Annotated in this window: 21 protein-coding genes; 6 read left to right on the forward strand and 15 right to left on the reverse strand. The window is 38.6% G+C overall.

Annotation, left to right across the window (positions count from 1 at the left end; translation table 11 throughout):
- From AC1M84_RS10545 to AC1M84_RS10575, 7 genes are all read right to left on the reverse strand, one after another.
- Positions 1–1,922, reverse strand: a 1,922-nt coding sequence (locus AC1M84_RS10545; protein ID WP_481594967.1) for a GA-like domain-containing protein, incomplete at its 3' end; no start/stop codon positions are given.
- Positions 1,923–2,576: 654 nt separating this feature from the next.
- Complete coding sequence (gene lysM / locus AC1M84_RS10550) at positions 2,577–3,050, reverse strand: peptidoglycan-binding protein LysM (RefSeq protein ID WP_035269196.1); 474 nt, start codon at positions 3,048–3,050, stop codon at positions 2,577–2,579.
- 197 nt (positions 3,051–3,247) lie between these two features.
- Positions 3,248–3,484, reverse strand: a complete 237-nt coding sequence (acpP, locus tag AC1M84_RS10555) for an acyl carrier protein (protein ID WP_035269198.1) — start codon at positions 3,482–3,484, stop codon at positions 3,248–3,250.
- Positions 3,485–3,568: 84 nt separating this feature from the next.
- Positions 3,569–4,303 (reverse strand): 3-oxoacyl-ACP reductase FabG, encoded by a 735-nt coding sequence (gene fabG, locus AC1M84_RS10560; protein WP_035269201.1) that lies wholly within the window; start codon positions 4,301–4,303, stop codon positions 3,569–3,571.
- Positions 4,300–5,286 carry an ACP S-malonyltransferase gene (gene fabD / locus AC1M84_RS10565; protein ID WP_035269203.1) on the reverse strand — a complete coding sequence of 329 codons (987 nt, stop codon included), beginning with the start codon at positions 5,284–5,286 and terminating at the stop codon, positions 4,300–4,302. The genes fabG and fabD overlap by 4 nt, the downstream gene beginning before the upstream one ends.
- Positions 5,287–5,500: 214 nt before the next feature.
- The gene (rpmF, locus tag AC1M84_RS10570; RefSeq protein WP_035269206.1) at positions 5,501–5,686 is read right to left on the reverse strand and encodes a 50S ribosomal protein L32; all 186 of its coding nucleotides are present in this window, start codon (positions 5,684–5,686) and stop codon (positions 5,501–5,503) included.
- Positions 5,687–5,763: 77 nt separating this feature from the next.
- Positions 5,764–6,321: a YceD family protein gene (locus tag AC1M84_RS10575; RefSeq protein ID WP_035269208.1), complete on the reverse strand. Its 558-nt coding sequence runs from the start codon at positions 6,319–6,321 to the stop codon at positions 5,764–5,766.
- A 97-nt stretch (positions 6,322–6,418) separates the two neighbouring features.
- Between AC1M84_RS10575 and AC1M84_RS10580 the strand changes: the two genes are divergently transcribed.
- Positions 6,419–7,081, forward strand: coding sequence for an elongation factor P hydroxylase (locus AC1M84_RS10580; RefSeq protein ID WP_035269210.1), 663 nt, complete (start codon positions 6,419–6,421; stop codon positions 7,079–7,081).
- An 81-nt stretch (positions 7,082–7,162) separates the two neighbouring features.
- Positions 7,163–7,780, forward strand: a complete 618-nt coding sequence (locus AC1M84_RS10585) for an L-threonylcarbamoyladenylate synthase (RefSeq protein WP_035269212.1) — start codon at positions 7,163–7,165, stop codon at positions 7,778–7,780.
- Between the two features lie 32 nt (positions 7,781–7,812).
- Here the strand turns inward: AC1M84_RS10585 and AC1M84_RS10590 are convergent, their stop codons facing one another.
- Positions 7,813–8,544 (reverse strand): GNAT family N-acetyltransferase, encoded by a 732-nt coding sequence (locus tag AC1M84_RS10590; RefSeq protein ID WP_035269215.1) that lies wholly within the window; start codon positions 8,542–8,544, stop codon positions 7,813–7,815.
- 281 nt (positions 8,545–8,825) lie between these two features.
- On the opposite strand from AC1M84_RS10590, the gene AC1M84_RS10595 reads away from it, so the two are divergent.
- Genes AC1M84_RS10595 through rluB form a run of 3 tightly spaced genes read left to right on the forward strand, consistent with a single transcriptional unit; the run spans position 8,826 to position 11,412 of the window.
- A complete protein-coding gene (locus AC1M84_RS10595) occupies positions 8,826–9,617 on the forward strand; it encodes a segregation and condensation protein A (RefSeq protein WP_035269217.1) in 792 nt (263 codons plus the stop codon).
- Positions 9,614–10,204 carry an SMC-Scp complex subunit ScpB gene (scpB, locus tag AC1M84_RS10600; RefSeq protein WP_035269219.1) on the forward strand — a complete coding sequence of 197 codons (591 nt, stop codon included), beginning with the start codon at positions 9,614–9,616 and terminating at the stop codon, positions 10,202–10,204. Before AC1M84_RS10595 ends, scpB begins: the two co-directional genes overlap by 4 nt.
- A 41-nt stretch (positions 10,205–10,245) precedes the next feature.
- A complete protein-coding gene (gene rluB / locus AC1M84_RS10605; RefSeq protein ID WP_081403293.1) occupies positions 10,246–11,412 on the forward strand; it encodes a 23S rRNA pseudouridine(2605) synthase RluB in 1,167 nt (388 codons plus the stop codon).
- Between the two features lie 46 nt (positions 11,413–11,458).
- Here rluB and bioD read toward each other — a convergent pair whose 3' ends face one another.
- The 6 genes from bioD to ftn form a co-directional block, all read right to left on the reverse strand.
- A complete protein-coding gene (bioD, locus tag AC1M84_RS10610) occupies positions 11,459–12,103 on the reverse strand; it encodes a dethiobiotin synthase (protein WP_035269221.1) in 645 nt (214 codons plus the stop codon).
- Entirely contained in the window at positions 12,100–12,879 is a 780-nt protein-coding gene (gene bioC, locus AC1M84_RS10615; protein ID WP_035269234.1) for a malonyl-ACP O-methyltransferase BioC, read from the reverse strand. The genes bioD and bioC overlap by 4 nt, the downstream gene beginning before the upstream one ends.
- Positions 12,880–12,887: 8 nt before the next feature.
- On the reverse strand, positions 12,888–14,045 hold the full coding sequence (locus tag AC1M84_RS10620) for an 8-amino-7-oxononanoate synthase (protein WP_035269224.1): 1,158 nt from the start codon (positions 14,043–14,045) through the stop codon (positions 12,888–12,890).
- Entirely contained in the window at positions 14,042–15,325 is a 1,284-nt protein-coding gene (gene bioA, locus AC1M84_RS10625) for an adenosylmethionine--8-amino-7-oxononanoate transaminase (RefSeq protein ID WP_035269226.1), read from the reverse strand. Before bioA ends, AC1M84_RS10620 begins: the two co-directional genes overlap by 4 nt.
- Before the next feature lie 82 nt (positions 15,326–15,407).
- Positions 15,408–16,133, reverse strand: coding sequence for an alpha/beta hydrolase family protein (locus AC1M84_RS10630; RefSeq protein WP_212771600.1), 726 nt, complete (start codon positions 16,131–16,133; stop codon positions 15,408–15,410).
- A gap of 163 nt (positions 16,134–16,296) precedes the next feature.
- Positions 16,297–16,761, reverse strand: coding sequence for a heteropolymeric bacterioferritin subunit Ftn (gene ftn, locus AC1M84_RS10635; RefSeq protein ID WP_035269243.1), 465 nt, complete (start codon positions 16,759–16,761; stop codon positions 16,297–16,299).
- A gap of 321 nt (positions 16,762–17,082) precedes the next feature.
- On the opposite strand from ftn, the gene AC1M84_RS10640 reads away from it, so the two are divergent.
- Positions 17,083–18,147 (forward strand): SDR family oxidoreductase, encoded by a 1,065-nt coding sequence (locus tag AC1M84_RS10640; protein WP_481594994.1) that lies wholly within the window; start codon positions 17,083–17,085, stop codon positions 18,145–18,147.
- Between the two features lie 61 nt (positions 18,148–18,208).
- On the opposite strand, the gene ligA is transcribed toward AC1M84_RS10640, so the two are convergent.
- A complete protein-coding gene (gene ligA, locus AC1M84_RS10645; protein WP_481593573.1) occupies positions 18,209–20,254 on the reverse strand; it encodes an NAD-dependent DNA ligase LigA in 2,046 nt (681 codons plus the stop codon).
- Between the last annotated feature and the right edge of the window lie 56 nt (positions 20,255–20,310).

Below are 20,310 nucleotides of genomic sequence, written 5' to 3' on the forward strand. Positions count from 1 at the left end.
TCGACTAGATCATCTAAGCGTGCATCCAATGCGTCTTTGTCTGCTCCTTCTGGAAGTGCATCAACTTTCGCTTGTGCATCTTCTTTAGCAGCAAGTGCATCATCACGTGCTTGAGTCAGCTCAGCAAGTTCTGTTGGCGTGATTAAACCATCTGATTCTGCATCTGCTAGTGCTTGCTCTGCCTCAGCATATGCTGCTTCAGCCGCCTCTACTGCCTCTGTTGCTTCTTCAAGTGTAATATCTTCGCCGTCTGGTACGCCATCACCATCTGCATCATTGACTTCAGGTAAGTCAATATTTACAAGAGCATCTAGACGATCCTGTAAACCATCTTTAATCGCTCCATTTGGCAATACATTTACCTTATCTTGGGCAACTTCTTTTGCATCAAGTGCAGCCTGTACTTTCTGTTCAAGAATACTGAGTTCAAGCGGGTTAATTAAGCCATCTTTTTGAGCCAAAGCTAAATTATTAAGAGCTTCAGCATATTTAGCTTCAGCTGCTTCTACGGCTGACTGCGCTTCCTGAATCGCTTCTGGTAAGCCGTCTACAATGCCATCACCATCTGCGTCATTTACTTCAGGCAAACTTATGTCAGTCAGATCATCTAATCGATTTTGAAAGGCATCTTTCTGTTCCTGAACAGATTCAGGTAGAGCATTTACTTTACTTTGAGCAGTTGACTTAGCAATTTGTGCCTGCTCTAAAGCATTCTGTAAAGCATTAAGCTCTGTTGGATTAATTAATCCATCACGATTTGCAACAGTTAAAGCATTTTCAGCAGCTGCATACTTTGCTTCAGCTTCCGCAACAGCCAACTCTGCTTCAATGAGTGCTTCAGCGATATCATCTACGATACCATCATCATTTTCATCATTAATTTCAGGTAGGATGATATCCACTAAATCTTCAAGACGTTCCTGCAAAGCATCTTTTTGAGATTGAACTGATTCTGGTAATAAATTTGTTTTAGTTTCTGCTAAGGCTTTGGCACTCTCGAAAGCCTCTTTAGCTTGATCTAATTCCGCTCTTTCAGCAGGTGTAATCAGGCCGTTTTCATTCTTCTCTAAAATTAAATCTTTTAATGCTTCGTACGCTTGTTCAGCATTGGCTACAGCTTCTTCAGCATCTAGTAAAGCTTGCTCGAGATCATCTGGTACACCATCACCATTTTGATCATTAATTGGTGGCAACTCTTCATCAACCAAATCATCTAGTCGATCTTGTAAATCAGATTTTTCCTCGCCATCTACCAAGTTATCGACTTTATCTTGAGCAGCATCTTTAGCATCCTTTGCATCTTGTAATGCTTCCTCTAATTCAGCTTTTTCCTCAGGAGTAATTAACCCATCATTTAATTTATCTTCAATCAAATCTTTAAGATCTTGATAAGCTTTCTCTGCATCATTAACGAGCTGTTTTGCTTCTTCTAATTCATCGTTATTTGGTGGTTCTGGTTCCGGCGATACAGAATTAGATTTTTTATCTGAATCACTCATATTATCTGCAATAGCAACTACTCCAGCAGCTAATCCCCCTGCAATTAACCATGGAGTTAACCCTGTCAAAGCTGTACTTGAGTTTCCAGCGATAAGTGCTGAAATATCATCAATTGGATAATATTTAATAGTCGAAGCTATTTCATTGGCAGCATCTGTGAACTCAACCCAATAAAGCTGACCATTGTCATTAAATAAAATATTATGACTATTTAAGGGATCATCAAAATAACTTTCTACAACTAATTGTTCGCCATTTTTAAAATTAATAACTAAAGAATTTCCTTCTTTCTGAAAATTTAAGACCTCTTCGATTGATGCATCAATTTTCACAATTGAGTTCTGGTTTAATACGATTTTATTAGCAGTAGTCTTTTCTAAAACCGCCCCATCGTTTTTTGATAATATTTCTAAATTTTTCATGACGTCACCCAGTATTATTAAGATATTCTTTAACCCTCTATTTTTTTATCAGATTGAGAATCAATGTAAACGTCATAAAAAGTCAGTTGAAAATCAACAAAAATTCATAGTTAAAAAAAATTTTTTACACCCCATTCGAGATTCTTAAAGCAATGTTTTTATTGATAAAATTTAATTTTAAACAAAGTCACAATTTATAAACTAATAGTGAAAAAAATCTCATTATTTATTATTTTATATAAGTTAGACATAAAATTTTTAAATATTGCAAAAAAACACCAGAAACAAAATTACACTATTACTTAATTAAAGTTACATAATAAAACCCAATGAAACAATATTTTATTTCTTGAAACAAATTAAATTTTATTTATTTTCAAACACTTATTTTTACTAATTTATTTTTCCTATATAAAACATAAAGTTAGGATTAATGAATTTATTTCAATTTTTTTATTCTTATTACTTCGAAATAACTTAAAAAATGGCCAAAAACACCATTGCAATGTGGAAGTTAAAATATATTTATAGAAATTTTCTAGCCGTTAAAATATTGTTTTATATTGATAATTTAAGAATCAGTTTTAAGTTATTAAGTTACTTTAAAATAAAAAACCGAGATTTAAATCTCGGTCTTTTAGATTCATTGATATTTTAGTTTGGAATTCTTAGAACCTGTCCCGGGAAAATATCATCTGCATTTTTAAGTAATGGTCGGTTTGCTTCAAAAATTTTGTTGTACTGATTTGCATCACCATAAAACTCTTTAGAAATTTTTGAAAGATTATCCCCTGATTTTACTGTATAGAATTTACTTTCAGGCTCTGGAGATGAAACAGTAAGTTGGTCATCGACTTGAGCAACATGATCAATATTTCCCACAGCCAAGATGATCTTTTCACGATCTGCTTGAGTTTGCACTTGTCCTTTTACAGTCGCTAAATCACTGCTTGCATTATAAGTCACAGACAGTCCTGTTACTGGTAAGCCAAGTGATTTAATATGCCCCAATAATTTATTCGCAATTTCTTGAGCAGATGGCTCTGCTGGCGTTGCTGGTGTAGCTTGTTGCTCAGCTGGTGCGGTATTCTTTTTCCCAATACCTTTCACAAAATCAAAAAGACCCATTGTTATTCTCCTATTGTTATTTCAGTTTGGTGATCAAATAATTTAGATCCCTTAATTTTTATACAGAAGAACTATACCTAACGCCGTTATCTTTCTTAAACTTAAGGTAACTTAATGTAATATTGCAATTTATTCCTTAATAAAAAAAAGCCACCATAAAGGTAGCTTTTAAGTTCGAAAAGAACTGAATCTGATGATTAAGCTAATTTCTTAGTTACATAATCGATAGCAGATTGAACAGTTGTAATTTCGTTAGAATCTTCATCAGGAATAGTAATGTCGAAATCATTTTCGAAAGACATTACAAGCTCAACTAGATCTAGAGAGTCAGCACCTAAGTCATCCATGAAAGATGCTTCGTTTTTAATCTCTTCAGCTTTTAAGCCAAGTTGTTCAGCTACTGCTTGTTTGATACGTTGTTCGATATCGCTCACAGGAATTCTCCTCATTGCTTGTGGCGGCGTATAATGCCTATAGTTTAATTGAATCTTGATATATTTGAAAGTTTATACATCGCATTACGCCATGTATAAACCACCATTCACGTGTAATACCGTACCAGTAATGTAACTTGCTTTATCAGAAGCAAGGAAACTTACTGCATTTGCGATATCTTGAGGCTGACCAAAACGGTTCAATGCCACTTGATCACTCATTTTTTTCTGAATTTCATCACTTAACTGTTCAGTCATCTCAGTTGCAATAAAGCCAGGCGCGATACTATTGACAGTAATTTGACGACTGCCCATTTCTTTAGCCAAACTGCGGCTAAAAGCTTCAATCCCAGCCTTCGCAGCTGAATAATTTGCTTGACCTGGATTTGCAAAATGCGCAACGACAGAACTAATATTGATAATTCGTCCAAATCTCGCTTTCGTCATACCTTTCAATACACGTTTAGAGAGACGGAATACTGCTTTAAGGTGAATATTTTGGATATCATCCCAATCATCTTCAGACATACGAAGCAGTAGATTATCTTTAGTGATACCTGCATTATTCACAAGAACAAGTACAGGGCCAAAACTTTGTTCAATATCTGTAATGAGTGCATCAATTGCAGCTCCATCACGAACATCAAGTACTTTTCCTACACCATGTTCAGCAAATTGTGTAGATAATTTTTCAGCACCAGACTCAGATGTAGCCGTACCTACGACAAAAAAACCATCTTCGATCAGCTGTTGTGCAATCGCAGCACCAATACCACGGCTTGCACCTGTCACTAACGCGACTTTACGTTCCTGCGTCATGCAATTTTCCCTTCTGCAACTAATACAGTATTTAAAGCATCTTCTAAACGAGATTTAGTATCTAAAGGCAATGCTTTTTCAACATGTTCTAAACGTTTTGCTAAATTTGTTAATACATTCCCAGGACCACATTCAACAACATAGCTCACATCTTGATCAGCCAATACTTGAAGTGTTTTAGTCCATTGGACAGACTCATAAAGTTGTGATGTCAACGCTGTACGCAATTCATCAACACTGTCAGCCACTTGTGCATTGACATTTTGAATCACTGGAATGCGAGGTAATTGAATATCAACATCTGCTAAAGCTTTGGCAAACTCTGCTGCCGCTGGCTTCATTAATGAACAATGTGATGGTACTGATACTGGTAACGCAATTGCTTTTGCACCTTGCTCTTTTACCAAAGCTATTAACGCTTCAACCTGTGCAGTATCACCTGCCACCACAACTTGACCCTGTGCATTATAGTTTGCAGCTTCCACTGAACCCTCACCTTGAGCGGTGACTTGAGCACACAGTTCTACAACCTTAGCATCATCAAGACCAAGAATCGCAGCCATAGCACCTTGACCCTGAGGGACAGCATCTTGCATCAACTTACCGCGTAAGTTCACCAATTTAACTGCATCTTTTAAGCTTAAAGATTCTGCAGCAACCAATGCACTGTATTCACCTAGTGAATGTCCCGCTAAATATTTAGGAACGACACCACCAAGCTCTAACCATACACGCCATAAAGCAATGCTTGCTGTGAGTAGCACTGGTTGTGTAAATTCAGTTTGGTTTAACCCTTCACCACTTTGCGCAATGTGCCATAAATCAAAGCCGAGTGCTTCAGAAGCTTCAGCAAACGTTTCTTGCACACTACTAAACTGTTCTGCAAGCTCCGCTAACATTCCTGCTTTTTGAGAACCCTGTCCAGGAAAAACAAATGCAGTTTTGGTCGCAAGAACGGCTTGCTCGAGGCGTTTAGCAGACATATAAAAATCCTTTATTCAGAGCTTTGACTATTCTATTTTGATTCATTTCGATCATCTTGAACATCAAACTCAAGTCTTAACTGATTTGATGGAGCGAAATTTATCATTAAAAAAAAGCTTTGGTAATTGCCAAATACAACAAAAAATAGAAATAAAAAAAGGGAGCTTACGCTCCCATTTTTTCTACTAAGCTTGACGCTTAATACATCACCAATTATTCAGCATCAGCTGCTTTAGCGAATAATTGACGACCACGGTAGACACCATCTTTAGTTACGTGGTGACGACGGTGAGTTTCACCAGTCGTTTGGTCTACTGTTAATGCATTCTCGGTTAAAGCGTCATGTGAACGGCGCATGTCACGGCGAGAGCGACTTTTACGGTTTTGCTGAACGGCCATGATGGCTCCTTACAAAGATCGAAAAAATGGATCAGAACAAATTCGATTGTCTTATACCTAAGAGTATAACACAAAAATTAGTTAAGTTTACCCTTCAAAGCTGCCAAAACACCAAACGGATTATCTCGTTTTTCTTCAACAACTTCTTCTTGGGCAGGTTGATGCTTATGCTCACAAGACGCATGTCTTGGTGACAAAGGAATCAACAATAACAATTCATCTTCTATGAGAGAAAGTAAATCAGCGGTTGCAGGTGCATCAAATGAACCTTTTGTCGTTGCTTCACTCTCACCTAAGACGATGAAATCAGCATCCTCATCCAAGCGCTCTATCAGTGACTCATCATCGACTAAAGCCAGATGAAAGTCCAATTCGAGAGGTAATTCAACAGTATCCAAACAACGTTGGCATTCCATTGGAACCTTCGTTTCAACACTACCATCAAGCCAAACGATACGATGATACGCATCCATTGATAGCTTACAGTCTATATTGATCAATTGATTATCAATTGACCCAACAGCTTCACGGGATATACGAACAAAGCGCGACAATGGCAGTGTACCTGACCATGTGAAGCCCTGTTCAGCCCATTTAAACGGCTCAATCTGTGCCGGAAAGGTATTTGCTGACATAATTAAGGCGGCAATTCTACAAATTCATAAGTACTCTGTCAAAGATTAAGATACAATTTTGCACTTATTCAGACAGATCATTTGGGTTAATCAAGTCATGCATCAGTTGCAGCCGCAACCTGAAGTCACAACTTCATTACAGTTACACTATCCTTCGACCTCAAATTTGACCGATCACTTAGACCGCGTGCAACTCGCACCTTGGGTAAATCTGCAAACAGAAGCTCAACAGGTAGACTGGCTTATCTTACACTTTAATCATTGGTTTTCCCACTTAAATGTCACATTAGTCAAAGGCGACTTTGAACCTGAATACTTCCCTGCCTCAGACCAACAACCTGCTCGCATCCAATTCGCACATGGATTTTTCAATAGTGCTTTACATGAAATAAGCCATTGGACAATCGCAGGAGATCATCGTCGCACTCTTCCTGATCTTGGCTATTGGTACGCACCAGATGGTCGAACTGCTGAACAACAAGCCCTATTTGAACAAGTCGAAATTAAACCTCAAGCAATTGAATGGATGTTTTCCACAGCCTTTAGTCGAAAATTCCGCGTTTCTCTGGACAATTTAACGGGTGAAGGTGGTGATGGGCAGTCTTTTAAAGACAATGTTTATGCTCAAGTACAACGCTATTTTTCAGGTGAAGCTCAGCTTCCAAGAGATGCTCAACACTTTATTCAGTGCATCTGTAAGTGTCTCAGAAGTGGCAAAACATTACATTTGCATGAATTTTCTCGTGCATCGCTAGATTAAGTCTAGTAAATATATACTCATGACATTGAAGTGAATGTCCATGCACGCAATAATACGAAAAAATAATCAGGAGAAAATAAAATGCTTCATTTAAGAGTACATCCTGACAATCCACAATCTCGACTTATTACTCAAGCAGTAGAAAGAATACGTGCAGGCGATGTCGTGGTTTATCCAACAGATGCAGCCTATGCCATCGGATGCCAAATTGGTAATAAGCAAGCGATGGAACGAATTGCTCAAATCCGTGATCTTGGTGCTAAGCATCAATATGCGATCTTATGTGCGGATCTCTCAGATATTGCAACGTATGCAAAAGTGGATAATGCAACTTATCGTTTGCTTAAAAATAACACACCTGCGATTACCACCTTTATTTTGCAAGCGACAAGTGAAGTCCCTCGTCGCTTGATGCACCCCAAAAAGAAAACCATTGGTTTACGTGTACCGAGCAACCCAGTCTGTCAAATGCTTCTTAAAGAGTTGGGTGAACCTTTACTCACCAGCACCCTGATTCTTCCAGGTCAAACTGAGCCTTTGGATGATCCATATGAAATAGAACAACAATTAAGTAAAAGAATTGATGTTTTTATTGATAGTGGACTTGGTACATTAACTACGACAAGTATTGTTGATCTCTCAGGAAGTCAACCTGAAATTATCCGCCGTGGCGTGGGTGATGTGAGTGCTTTTGAGTAAAATGCCTCACCATTCATCTCTCTTTATTTGATTTACGCTGATTTTTCGTTATAGATTGCTTGGAGGGTCTTTATTTGTTGACCCTCTTGCGTAAAGTTGCTTGGTTCAAGCCAAGCTAAATAACTTTCTTTTAAAGTCAGCCACTCTTCATCCAACATTGAAAACCAAAGCGTGTTTCGGTTTCTTCCCTTGACCACTTTATGTTGTCTAAACATTCCTTCATATTGAAAACCGAATCGTAGTGCGGCTTTTTTGGAAGCTAAGTTCAACTCATGACACTTCCACTCTATACGCCTAAATCCTAAAGTAAAACACTCATTCAACAGTAAAAATAATACTTCTGTAGCAGCTCTAGACCGTTTTAAATCTGCTGAGAAGTATACATTCCCAATTTCAACCACTCCATCATCCAACCCGATATTCATCAATGCGATCCACCCCACTGGTTTGTTCGCTATGCGAATAACATAATAAATATTCCCTTGTGTACCAAATTGCGATGAGAGTTTATATGACAAGTCTTCAATCGAAGTTGGCGCTTCGTAAGGCAAATAGGTAAAGCTTGAAATAAACTCGTCTGTAATCTTAATTGGGAATAGATTTCTCGCAAGCTCTTCAATATTTTCAATTAAATTTAAAGGATATAAATTTACATACGTTCCACTCAACGCTTTGAATGAGTTTATAGGGTGAGTATTTGAGTGAACTTTTATACCTACACTTTGTTTATATACATTTTGTTCTACTTTTTGAAAATTATTCATACTCTTTTACTTCTCGTCGAACACACGCTAACAATGAATACCAGTTTACATTTATCAATTAAAACACTAAATACATCCATATAACCTTAAAAAATACCACCTATTTATTTCAATTTTTTTATCGTAAAACTGCGGATAAAGATATATTCAGCACTCGATTTAATTTAGAATACCCATATTGTTTTTATGCTATTCGAATCACTGTCCTTTTACTGATTTCGATATGTGATCTCCTGAATCGCCCAACATGCTTTTGAAAATTCGCGTGGCTAATAATTGTAATGACTCAAGCTATCCATAATCCCATGGACGCACTTCCACACATCCGTGTTTTAGATGAGTGGCAAGATACGATTCCTGAAGATTTATATATACCGCCTGCAGCATTCGAAATTCTATTAGAACATTTCGAAGGACCACTCGACTTTTTAATTTACCTCATCCAAAAAAATGGTTTCGATCTACTTCAGCTCGATATAGCTCCGATTGCAACGCAATATTTGTCATATATTGACAGTATGAAGTCACTCAATATTGAGTTAACCGCAGATTATATGGTGATGGCGGCATTATTAGCAGATTTAAAATCACGCTTACTGCTGCCTAAACCTAAATCAATCCAAATTGAAAAAGATCCAAAACAAGAATTAATAGATCGCTTAGAGACATATTTAAGGATCAAGCAAGCTGCTGAGCGTCTCGGTCAAATGCCTATTTTGGACCGTGATACTTTTCTACCCAACGTTAGCCTTGGACAAATTAATACAGTAAATGAGGGTTATGAAGCCTCTCTTCTGCGCGATGCTATGTTTTGTATTTTTAATCGCCCAGAGCCTGTTACACACCAGATTACTCAAGAACCTGTTTTGCTTGAAGAACGTATTGCCTATATTGAACAGATGACAAAATCAGGTGAGGTTTTGAAATTTGATCAACTTTTAAAACCAAGTCAAGGTCGTATGGGGTTAGTGGTGACGTTTATGGCAATATTAGAGCTAACACGTCAGCAAAAAGTTCAAATTATTGCATCAGGTATTGAAGCCCCGCTGGCAATTCAAGGGGTAATGATATGACCATTGATCAATCAAACTCCTTTCAAGTTGATGAGTTACACCACGAAGTGCTCATGCAGCTCGAAGCTATTATTTTTGCCAGTGAAGCGCCTGTTTCTATTGCACGCTTGAAAGAGGCATTTCAAAACCAATTTTCCAAACAACAACTGCGCGCATATTTGCAACAGCTTGCAGTGTTACAACACGGTCGTTCAATTGAGCTGACTGAAACAGCTCAAGGTTTTCGCTTTCAAGTTCGTGCTAAGTATCGACAAGTGATTGCACAAACTTGGCCAGAACGTCCAACTAAATTATCACCATCATTGTTAGAAACTCTAGCAGTGATTGCTTATCATCAGCCCGTTACCCGAGCCGATATTGAGCAAATTCGAGGAGTCACGAATAACAGTCAGCAACTCAGAACGTTATTCGATTGGAACTGGATTAAAGAGTCTGGTTTCCGGGAACTTCCAGGAAGACCCGCGTTGTTGGTTACAACGCCACAATTTTTAAATGCTTTTGGTTTAAGTGATTTAAATCAACTGCCTCCCCTACAGGATGCCAAGGAAGCTTTTATGGCATTGGATGCTCACGCACCCAAGTCGTAAATAGGTGAACTGTTGATGATTATTTCTAAGGTTATGCTGTTATGAGTGAAAAATTGCAAAAGGTATTGGCACGTGTAGGTTTGGGTTCTCGCCGCTATATGGAAGAAGTCATTGCTGCCGGTCGTGTTAGTGTCAACGGTCAAGTTGCTCAAGTAGGTGAACGTATCGAACCAACCGATGAGCTTCGTATCGATGGTCGTAAAGTACAGTTCCAAATTGAAGATGAAATCCGTCGTCGTGTATTGATTTACTACAAACCTGAAGGTGAAATCTGTTCACGTAACGACCCTGAAAATCGCCCAACTGTATTTGATCAATTACCATCAATTCCGGGTGATCGTTGGGTCATGGTTGGTCGTTTAGATATCAACTCAACAGGATTATTACTTTTCACAAACGATGGCGAGCTTGCAAACCGCTTAATGCATCCATCTAGTGAAATTGAACGCGAATACGCTGTACGTGTGATGGGTGAAGTGACCCCTCAACTGAAAAAGAACATGACAGATGGTGTCATGCTCGATGATGGTCCAGCAAAATTTGAGTCATTCTCTGAAATTGGTGGTGAAGGGATTAACCGTTGGTATCAAGTGGTTGTAAAAGAAGGACGTAACCGTGAAGTACGCCGCATCTTTGAATCACAAGGCTTGAAAGTCAGCCGTCTATTACGTACACGTTATGGTACAGTCATTCTGCCACGTGAATTACGTACAGGTCGTTGGATTGAACTTGATAAAAATGACATTGATAACTTAACTAAGTCTGTTGAGCTCAAACCACGTCAAGGTACTGGTCTTTACGGTATGGCGAAACGCCGCAATGAACGTATGCAAGAGAAACCACTTGCAGCACGTCGTGGTGGTTATTTACGCCAACAACGCCGTGACGAAGGCGAGCATCAAGAACCACGCCGTGACTTCCGTCAAGGTGGTGCTGATCAAAGCCGCAGTGATAATCGATTTAACAATCGCGCACCGCGTCAAGAAGGCTCAGAAAACCGTTTCAATGCACGTGCACCACGTCAAGAAGGATTTGAGAATCGATTCAACAATCGTGCCCCTCGCACTGAAAATCAGGATTTCCGCAATAAACGTCCTGAAAACAAAGGTGAAGTAAACGGCAATTCTGTTGATTACAAACCACGCAACGAAAATAAATTCGGTCAACGCAAACCTTTTGGTATTAACAAAGGCTTTAAGAAGTTCTAATTTTGAAATCCCTAAAAAAACCGCTCAATAGAGCGGTTTTTTTCATTTATTCAATAACAGGAATATCAAACCATTTAGCAGATGGAAAATGTTGTGATAAATACTTTTTTAAGTAGGTAGATGTATCACGTGAAATAAGCTCATCGTCAGATTCAGCATTCAAATTATATGCTAGAGCATATAACTCAAGCCCACGATGCTTCAGTGCCTCTAAGCTCAACAAAGTATGGTTGATGCTTCCCAAACGCCCCGAACTCACCAAAATTATGGGATATTTTTTATCCACCAAATAATCAATGGTTAAATATTGTGTTGTTAGAGGGACCATCAAGCCACCCGCCCCTTCAAGTAAAACAACTTCATATGAAGAGGACAACTGTTGAGTCGCTTGTTCAATTTTAGCGAAATCAATACTTCGCCCATCTATACGTGTCGCTAAGTGAGGCGATGCAGGATAACTGAAAATTTCAGGCATAGTGAGTTTTTGAGTATCTTCCTCTAACCAACCACATCCCATAATTTCACGATGTTTTTCAATATCTTCAGAAACATCCACATTACCCGTTTGAATTAATTTCTGAGTAATGACATTCCGCCCTTGTTCACGCCAAATTTTTGCCAAATAACCAGTGACGTATGTTTTTCCAATTCCAGTATCAATACCGCTCACAAAGTAGATTTGAGCACTCATGACTTACTCCGTGCGATAAAAAATATAGGGTGATACGTTAAAGGATATACAAGATTCTCTTGCTCATCAGTCGCAATAAATTGTCGGTAACCTAGATAAAACTGATTCAAACTTTCCTTCGTCCAACGAAATCCCTGTGAGGTTGCCGTCACACCTGTGGCCTGTAAATGTTTTAGGACCAATTTTGGGTGCGCGAAGTGTAATTGAGCCAATTGTTGTTCACAGTGCATCACTTCAAATCCGTTCTGCTCTAGTAAGCTTTTAATTTGGCTTTGATCAAAATATTTTAATCCTTGTCCAGTTAAGGATTTAATTTCTTTTAAGTTCTGAGGCCCATAAGTTGAAAAGCAAAAATAACCATTGGGCTTTAAAGCCGAATAAATTTTCTGTATCAATCTTTCAAACTCAGACATCCACTGTAATGCAGAGCTTGAGGCACATAAATCAAGGTCTTTGGGTAACTCAATTTTTTCGACATCACCAATACGCCACTCGACAGGCTGATGATGACTGATGGTATGCTCAACATCAGCATATAAATCATTCAAAATGACTTGATCCATTTTAAAATGATGAAGCATCTCTTGAGTTAGATTTCCAGTTCCACATCCAATTTCAAATACTTTAGCAAGCTCAGAAGATGAAACATAAAGACGCATCAGCTCGCTTAAATGTTTCGCTACATTTTGTTGAATACGTGCCTGATCTGCATAAGTCCAATGCGATTTTGCAAATCGAGTAGCAATCATTTCTTTTTGAATAAATTTGTTCAACATAGAGTCATTCATAATTGTTCTTTCAAACGCTCCAATTCATCTTGATTCAGCTGAGAATTCATACAAATTCTCAGGCGTGAACTTCCTTGTGGAACCGTTGGTGGCCGAACCGGCAAAATATAAAAACCAGATTGTTGTAATTGTTGTGCGCGCTCAAGTGCACGCTGAGAATCACCTAAAATTAAAGGAATAATCTGCGAGCTTGAAGGACATTCGTAACCTTGCTCAAGAATATATTGACGCAGTTGCAGACTCAAATCACTTAAATGAGCACGTTGCTCCTGCATTTTTTTCATTTTATTCCAAATAAAATGCGTCCAAGCCATGTTGATGGGTGGTTGTGCGGTACTAAAAATCAAAGAGCGCATTTTGTTGATTAAATAATCTTTTAAGATTGGATGACACACAATGTATCCACCAACAGATGCGAGTGCTTTCCCAAATGTTCCTACCAAGAAATCGATATCATCTATGACAGCATATTGTTCAGCACAACCGAGCCCTTGCTCTCCCCGAACACCAATAGCATGTGCTTCATCAACATATAACATGATTTTACTGAACTGATATTTCAGACTCACCAACGCAGTTAAATCAGTTTCATCACCATCCATACTAAAAATTGATTCAGTTACCACAATGATTCTTTGATACAAGGGATCATCATGATATTGCTCGATCAATTGCTTTAAATGAAGCAGATCATTATGTCGATAACGTATCAGCTTCGCTTTACTTAAGCGAATCCCATCAATCATGCTGGCGTGAATCAATTTATCCGAGAGAATTAAAGTTTGACTATCAGCAATCGCAGGCAGAATACCAATATTCATGTGATAGCCACTGTTGAATAACAGAACTGCCCTTTGATTGAATGATTGACTCATGTCATATTCAAATTGCTCATATTCAGGATAATTTCCTGTGAGTAACCTTGAAGATGAAGAGCTCATTCTTTTTGAATCTGCTGAACAGTGATCAAAAAATGCTTCTCTTATTTGTAGATCTGACGCAATCCCTAAATAATCATTACTCGATAGATTCAACATTCTTTGTTGCTGAAGCTCAACCCATTTTCCATGCTGAACGATGGATTTAAACTGCCGAAAATTTCCAGTTTGTTTTAATGAGTCTAACTGCTCTGCGTAGTAGTCCAACAGATTCATCTCATTTCCTCTGCAAGTTCCATCACAACACTCACCAACTGCGTTAGTAACTCAGTAAGTTCGACATCTGAAATCACAAAAGGTGGCATGACATAAACTAATTTTCCAAAAGGACGAATCCACACGCCTCGTTCTACGAAACGCTGTTGCAGCGTTTTCATATCAACATTTTGTTTAAGCTCAACAACACCGATAGCACCGAGCACACGAACATCTTGAATATGCGCTTGATCATCTAATCTATGTAAATAATGTTTTAGAATTTGCTCTATTCTTTGAATATTGGACTGCCAATCTTGTGACAATAAAAGCTCAGTACTCTTTAAGGCGACAGCACAAGCCAAGGGGTTCGCCATAAATGTAGGTCCATGCATAAATACGCCAGCTTCACCAGAGCTGATCACTTCAGCGACATGTCGTGTGGTCAGTGTTGCAGATAAAGTCATATACCCACCGGTCAGCGCCTTACCAATACACATGATGTCTGGTTCAACTTGAGCGTGTTCCCAAGCAAATAATTTACCTGTTCGCCCAAACCCCGTGGCAATTTCATCAAATATCATTAACACCTGATATTGATCGCATAGCCTCTTGGCTTCGCGTAAATATTCAGGATGATAGAAACGCATGCCTCCAGCACCTTGCACAATCGGCTCAATAATCATGGCAGCGATAGTGGCATGATGGTTTTTTAAAGTTTCTGCCAATACAAGAATATCTGCTGGATTCCAATCTTCATCAAATCGAGTCTGCGGTGCAGGAACAAAATAACGAGAAGGTAAACTAGAACCAAAGACCTGATGCATCCCAGTAACTGGATCACATACTGACATTGCATTCCATGTATCACCATGGTAACCAGAACGCGTCGTGATAAAACTGGTTTTATCTTTCTTATTTTGTGCGGTCCAATATTGAACTGCCATCTTTAGTGCGACTTCAACAGCGACAGAACCTGAGTCCGCATAGAATATTTTATCTAATTGAGGTGGTGTAATTTTTAATAATGCCTTCCCTAATTCAATCGCAGGATCATGAGTAAGCCCACCAAACATAATGTGTGACATGTGCTGCAATTGATCCGACACAGCTTGATTAAGTTGAGGATGGTTATATCCGTGAATGGCACACCACCAAGATGACATACCATCAATGAGTTGACGGCCATCTTCAAGTTCAATCATCACCCCTGTAGCCTTTTTTACTTTATATGTCGGCAGTGGGTTTAACATCGAAGTATAAGGGTGCCATAAGTGTGCTAAATCGAATTCGTCAACCATCCTGGAAGAATTTCCTTATTAATCTAGACAGAGCATAACGCGAATTATTTTTGTTATGAATTGCCTGATTAGACAATATTCATCAGGATTTCTCATTCTTTCTTAGATATTGAACGATTTTGTCACTTAGTTGTGTAGCTCTAAAAATTGAAAAGCAGTGAGAGCCTGGGATAATTTCGAATTTAAAAAACTTTGCATCTATCTTTCGGATATTATCTAGAACTTTGTTACTAACTAATCCATCATCATCAGCAAATACATGTAATTGTTTTCCGACATAATTTTTCAATATCTCGACAGTATTAAGATGATATAGTAAATCCAAGCCCTGCTTTTTTAAATCTAGCTCTTCACTCGTAATTGAATTTTGCAAAGATTGCCAATCTTGTTTAGCAGTTTGGCTGCCCTGTGAGACCAGATAACAAAATCGCTTTAAAGTGGTCATGGGGTCATTTTCAAAAGACTCTCTAAAACTTTGAAAAGTAGAAAGCGGCATACCTGTAGACCAGCGTTCATTGGCAACGAAGCAAGGATTCGATGCTAAAGTAATTAACGTTTTTGCCTGACCTGAAAGCTCGAAAACCTTTTGGGTGAGCAATGTTGCTAATTGCCCGCCTAAAGACCACCCTATAATGACATCGACTTTTTTAGCTAACTCAACATGTTTAGATAATTCAACAGGGTCGAGTGCATTAAAGATATTAATCAGATCGATTTGAAATCCTGCCATATCCAAAGCAGTTTTTAAGTTTTCGAGTGGTTTTGTTCCGAGTCCCCAACCGGTAATTAATAAGATTTTACTCATGATTGCCAATCCTTAGCTGATCGTTTTCGGTCAGTATATAAAGCCAAGCACAATAACTCATTGAGCAAATCATTCAATTTCACTTTGATTTTTAGATAATTATTAAAAATGAGTCAATTTAAGCAAAATTGAGATATAAAAAAACCCAGCCTTGCTGGGTTTTAACTTACATTTGAGACTGAATATAGTTTTGTAAACCAATTAGTTCAATTAAGCGAAGCTGTTTTTCCAACCAATAAGTATGATCTTCTTCGGTATCCGACATTTGTTGACGCAACATATCACGTGTCACGTAATCGCCTTTTTCCTCACAAAGCTTTACACCTTGCGCTAATTTTTCACGCACTTCGTACTCAAGCTTTAAATCAGCTTTTAAACATGAAACGACGTCTTCACCTACTTCAATATCATCACGACTCATATTCGGTGTACCTTCCAAGAATAAGACACGGCGAATAATAGCATCAGCATGTTGTGCTTCTTCTTGCATTTCGTGATCGATACGCTCAAAAATCTTAGTGAGACCCCAATCTTCATACATACGTGAATGAATGAGATATTGATCACGAGCAGCCAGTTCACCACCGATCAACATATTTAAGTAATCTACGACTTCTGGATTGCCACGCATTTCAATCACTCCATTCTTTAATAGCAACATTATGAACAATCAGAGCTTATTTTGCAAAAAATATAATGTGTAAGTTTATGATTTTTATATAATTAAAATGAGAAACATACGCATTTGCAGTTTGAATCACTTATTTTTTACTTAAAAAATAACCCCTTGCATACAGTTAAAAAAATTCGAGAGCAGTTTTAAACAAATTTTAGCTCTATTTAATTTTGTAACCAATCGAAGTGACTCTCATTACATTTGAGTTGATGTTGAAAATGATCAAGGACAAATCCTTTTTTTAATTTTAGAATGAATCTATTTGACCATCAGGCAATAACAATGATGACGACTACTGCCCCGATTTTGGTGACAGGTGCAACTGGCTATATTGCTGGTTGGGTAATTAAACAATTATTAGAACAAGGATACACCGTTCACGCCACTGTACGAGACTTAACTAAAAGTTCAAGTTTTCAACATTTAGAACAAATCGCATCTCAAACTTCAGGCGCTTTAAAGTTATTTCAAGCAAATCTCTTAGAAGAAGGTTCGTTTGATGAAGCAATGAAAGACTGTGAAATTGTGATCCATATGGCGTCACCTTTTTTAGTGACTAACTTTAAAGATCCAGTCACAGACTTGATTGACCCTGCACTAAAAGGTACGACCAATGTACTGAACAGTGTCAATCGTACAGATACAGTAAAACGTGTGGTTGTCACATCTAGTATTGCTTCAACTTATGGCGATGCAGTGGATATTTTGAAAACTGAGCAGAACCAGTTTGAAGAAAGCCATTGGAATACCACCAGTAGTGCCGAACACCAACCTTATTTTTACTCTAAAGTCGCAGCAGAACGCAAAGCATGGGATATGCAAAAGGCACAATCTCGATGGAATTTAGTGTGTATCAATCCCTCATTGGTTGTTGGACCATCACTCACACCTTCTACACAATCTGGAAGTGTTGAAGTCATTCAACAATTTGGAAATGGCATGACTTTATTTGGTGTTCCTCCAATGTGGAATGGGTTAGTCGATGTTCGAGATGTCGCTCATGCGCATATCCAAGCAGCACTTCACCCTAAAGCACATGGACGATATATTATTAATGCTAAAACGATGACGCTACTCGAAATGGCTAAAACATTACGACAACATTTTGGTGGACGCTATCCTTTCCCACGAATGATTGCCCCCAAGTTTTTATTCAAATTACTCGCTCCTCTGTTCGGCTATACGCGAAAATTCGTTGACTTGAATGTGGGTTACCCCATTTACTTCAATGCTGAGCGTAGTAAGCAAGAATTAGGCATGCAATATCGTGACGTTGAGACAAGTATCGTAGAACATTTTCAACAGCTACTTGACGATGGCATTATCAAAAAACGTGGTTAATATCTAATTACTCAAGAAAAAAGGGCATCTATTGATGCCCTTCGTTATGTGCAAGATACACTTAAGACTCAGGTTCAGTGAGCTGACCATGCTCAATCATAAATGCAATAAACTCAGCTTCATTCATCACCGGAATACCTAGTTTTTCTGCTTTTTCAAGTTTGGAACCTGCCTTTTCACCAGCAACCAAGCATTTCGTTTTACTGGATACACTACCACTCACACGTGCACCTAATGCCTGTAAGAGTTGAGTCGCTTCATCTCGTCCCATACTGCTTAAAGTACCAGTCACCACCCAGCTCTCACCATTTAAAGGTTGTCGAGTCGGTGCTATCGGTGCATCCCAATGAATTCCAGCCTCAATTAATCGATTTAATACTTCAATATTATGTTCAGCTTTGAAAAAGTCTAATATCCATTCTGCAGTAATATCACCTACATCAGGGGTTTTCTTCAATGCTTCTAAATCAGCAGATTTCAGCGCATCTAAAGTCTGGAAAGTATTGGCTAACATTCGAGCCGTAGTCTCGCCTACTCCTCGAATGCCTAGTGCGTAAATAAATGCCGCTAATGTTGTTTTTTTACTACTTTCAATTGAGTCTATGAGATTTTGTACAGATTTCTCACCCATTTTTTCAATAGTCAGTAATTTTTCACGATGCTCGTGCAAGTGATAAATATCTGCAACATCTTTGAGGAGTTCAAGATGTAATAAAGACTCAACCCAACGATCACCCAAACCTTCGATGTCCATTGCTTTACGTGATACAAAATGACGGATCGCCTCTATACGCTGTGCCGCACAATAAAGCCCCCCTGAACATCGTGCTAAAGCTTCGCCTTCGGGCATCACAACTGGAGAAGCACATACAGGACATTGTTCTGGCAATTGAATTTCAGTGGTTTCTAGAGGTCGAAATTCTGGCCAAACCTTTTCAACTTTAGGAATAACATCTCCGCTACGATAGACACTCACCGTATCTCCAACGCGCACGTCCAAGCGATGTATTTCACCAATATTATGTAAAGTCACGTTTGATACTGTGACTCCGCCAACCGATACAGGATTTAATCGCGCTACAGGCGTTAAAGTACCTGTACGCCCTACCTGCCAATCAATATTTTCAACCGTTGTTAGCGCAGCCACTGCAGGGAACTTATATGCTGTTGCCCATCGAGGTTCACGACTTAAAAAGCCTAATTGTTGTTGTTGCTTCAAATCATTGACTTTGATCACCATCCCGTCAATTTCAACTGACAGGTTTGGACGCTCCTGATTTACAGATTCATAAGCCGCTTGAACCTCTTCAATACTGTCACAAACAAAATGTTTTTCCCCAACAGCAAAGCCCAACTGTTCAAGCCAATTTAAGCTCTCTGACATCGTGTTCAGACCATGATGTGGCATGCATTGCGCAATACCATAAGCATAGAATGCAAGTGGTCGTGATGCTGCTATGGTCGGATCAAGTTGACGCAAACTCCCTGCTGCTGCATTTCTTGGGTTAGCAAAAGTTTTCTCACCTTTGGCCTCATTTTCAGCATTTAACTTTACAAATCCAGCTTTAGGCATTAGTACTTCGCCACGAACTTCTAACAACGCTGGTGGTACACCTTGAGACATCATGAGTACTTTAGGCAAATTACGAATTGTTTTTACATTTTGGGTTATGACTTCTCCTGTTTCACCATCCCCACGTGTAACCGCTCGAATCAACACACCGTGTTCATACCATAGCGAGATCGCAAGCCCATCAAATTTAAGTTCGACGTCGTATTGGATTTTTTGGTTCGGTAAACGCTCTTCAATTCTGCGTGCAAAGGCAAAAAGTTCATCCTGATTAAACACATTACCCAAAGACAACATTGGAACAGTATGTGTAATATTTTCAAACTTAGATAAAGGTTTATCACCCACTTTATTGGTCGGTGTATCCGCCTGCACTAAATCAGGATATTGTTCTTCTAAGTTTTTTAGTTGATGAAACAATTGATCATATTCACTGTCTTCAATCATCGGCTGATCCATCACATAATAAGCATGGTTATGCCGAGCCAGTAATTGAATGAGTTGGCGCATTTGCGCAACGACAGCGTTCTGATCCATATTTTCACCATATAAAAGGGCGGAAAATTCCGCCCAATAATTTCAACCTAAACAGT

Source organism: Acinetobacter sp. 24-47-66 (genome assembly GCF_056779755.1).

Bases quoted from the DNA above. Each gene is read 5' to 3' on its own strand.
- lysM (WP_035269196.1), bottom strand. From the start codon at position 3,050: ATGGGTCTTTTTGATTTTGTGAAAGGTATTGGGAAAAAGAATACCGCA.
- fabG (WP_035269201.1), bottom strand. From the start codon at position 4,303: ATGACGCAGGAACGTAAAGTCGCGTTAGTGACAGGTGCAAGCCGTGGT.
- fabD (WP_035269203.1), bottom strand. From the start codon at position 5,286: ATGTCTGCTAAACGCCTCGAGCAAGCCGTTCTTGCGACCAAAACTGCA.
- rpmF (WP_035269206.1), bottom strand. From the start codon at position 5,686: ATGGCCGTTCAGCAAAACCGTAAAAGTCGCTCTCGCCGTGACATGCGC.
- AC1M84_RS10575 (WP_035269208.1), bottom strand. From the start codon at position 6,321: ATGTCAGCAAATACCTTTCCGGCACAGATTGAGCCGTTTAAATGGGCT.
- AC1M84_RS10580 (WP_035269210.1), top strand. From the start codon at position 6,419: ATGCATCAGTTGCAGCCGCAACCTGAAGTCACAACTTCATTACAGTTA.
- AC1M84_RS10585 (WP_035269212.1), top strand. From the start codon at position 7,163: ATGCTTCATTTAAGAGTACATCCTGACAATCCACAATCTCGACTTATT.
- AC1M84_RS10590 (WP_035269215.1), bottom strand. From the start codon at position 8,544: ATGAATAATTTTCAAAAAGTAGAACAAAATGTATATAAACAAAGTGTA.
- AC1M84_RS10595 (WP_035269217.1), top strand. From the start codon at position 8,826: ATGACTCAAGCTATCCATAATCCCATGGACGCACTTCCACACATCCGT.
- scpB (WP_035269219.1), top strand. From the start codon at position 9,614: ATGACCATTGATCAATCAAACTCCTTTCAAGTTGATGAGTTACACCAC.
- rluB (WP_081403293.1), top strand. From the start codon at position 10,246: ATGAGTGAAAAATTGCAAAAGGTATTGGCACGTGTAGGTTTGGGTTCT.
- bioD (WP_035269221.1), bottom strand. From the start codon at position 12,103: ATGAGTGCTCAAATCTACTTTGTGAGCGGTATTGATACTGGAATTGGA.
- bioC (WP_035269234.1), bottom strand. From the start codon at position 12,879: ATGTTGAACAAATTTATTCAAAAAGAAATGATTGCTACTCGATTTGCA.
- AC1M84_RS10620 (WP_035269224.1), bottom strand. From the start codon at position 14,045: ATGAATCTGTTGGACTACTACGCAGAGCAGTTAGACTCATTAAAACAA.
- bioA (WP_035269226.1), bottom strand. From the start codon at position 15,325: ATGGTTGACGAATTCGATTTAGCACACTTATGGCACCCTTATACTTCG.
- ftn (WP_035269243.1), bottom strand. From the start codon at position 16,761: ATGCGTGGCAATCCAGAAGTCGTAGATTACTTAAATATGTTGATCGGT.
- ligA (WP_481593573.1), bottom strand. From the start codon at position 20,254: ATGGATCAGAACGCTGTCGTTGCGCAAATGCGCCAACTCATTCAATTA.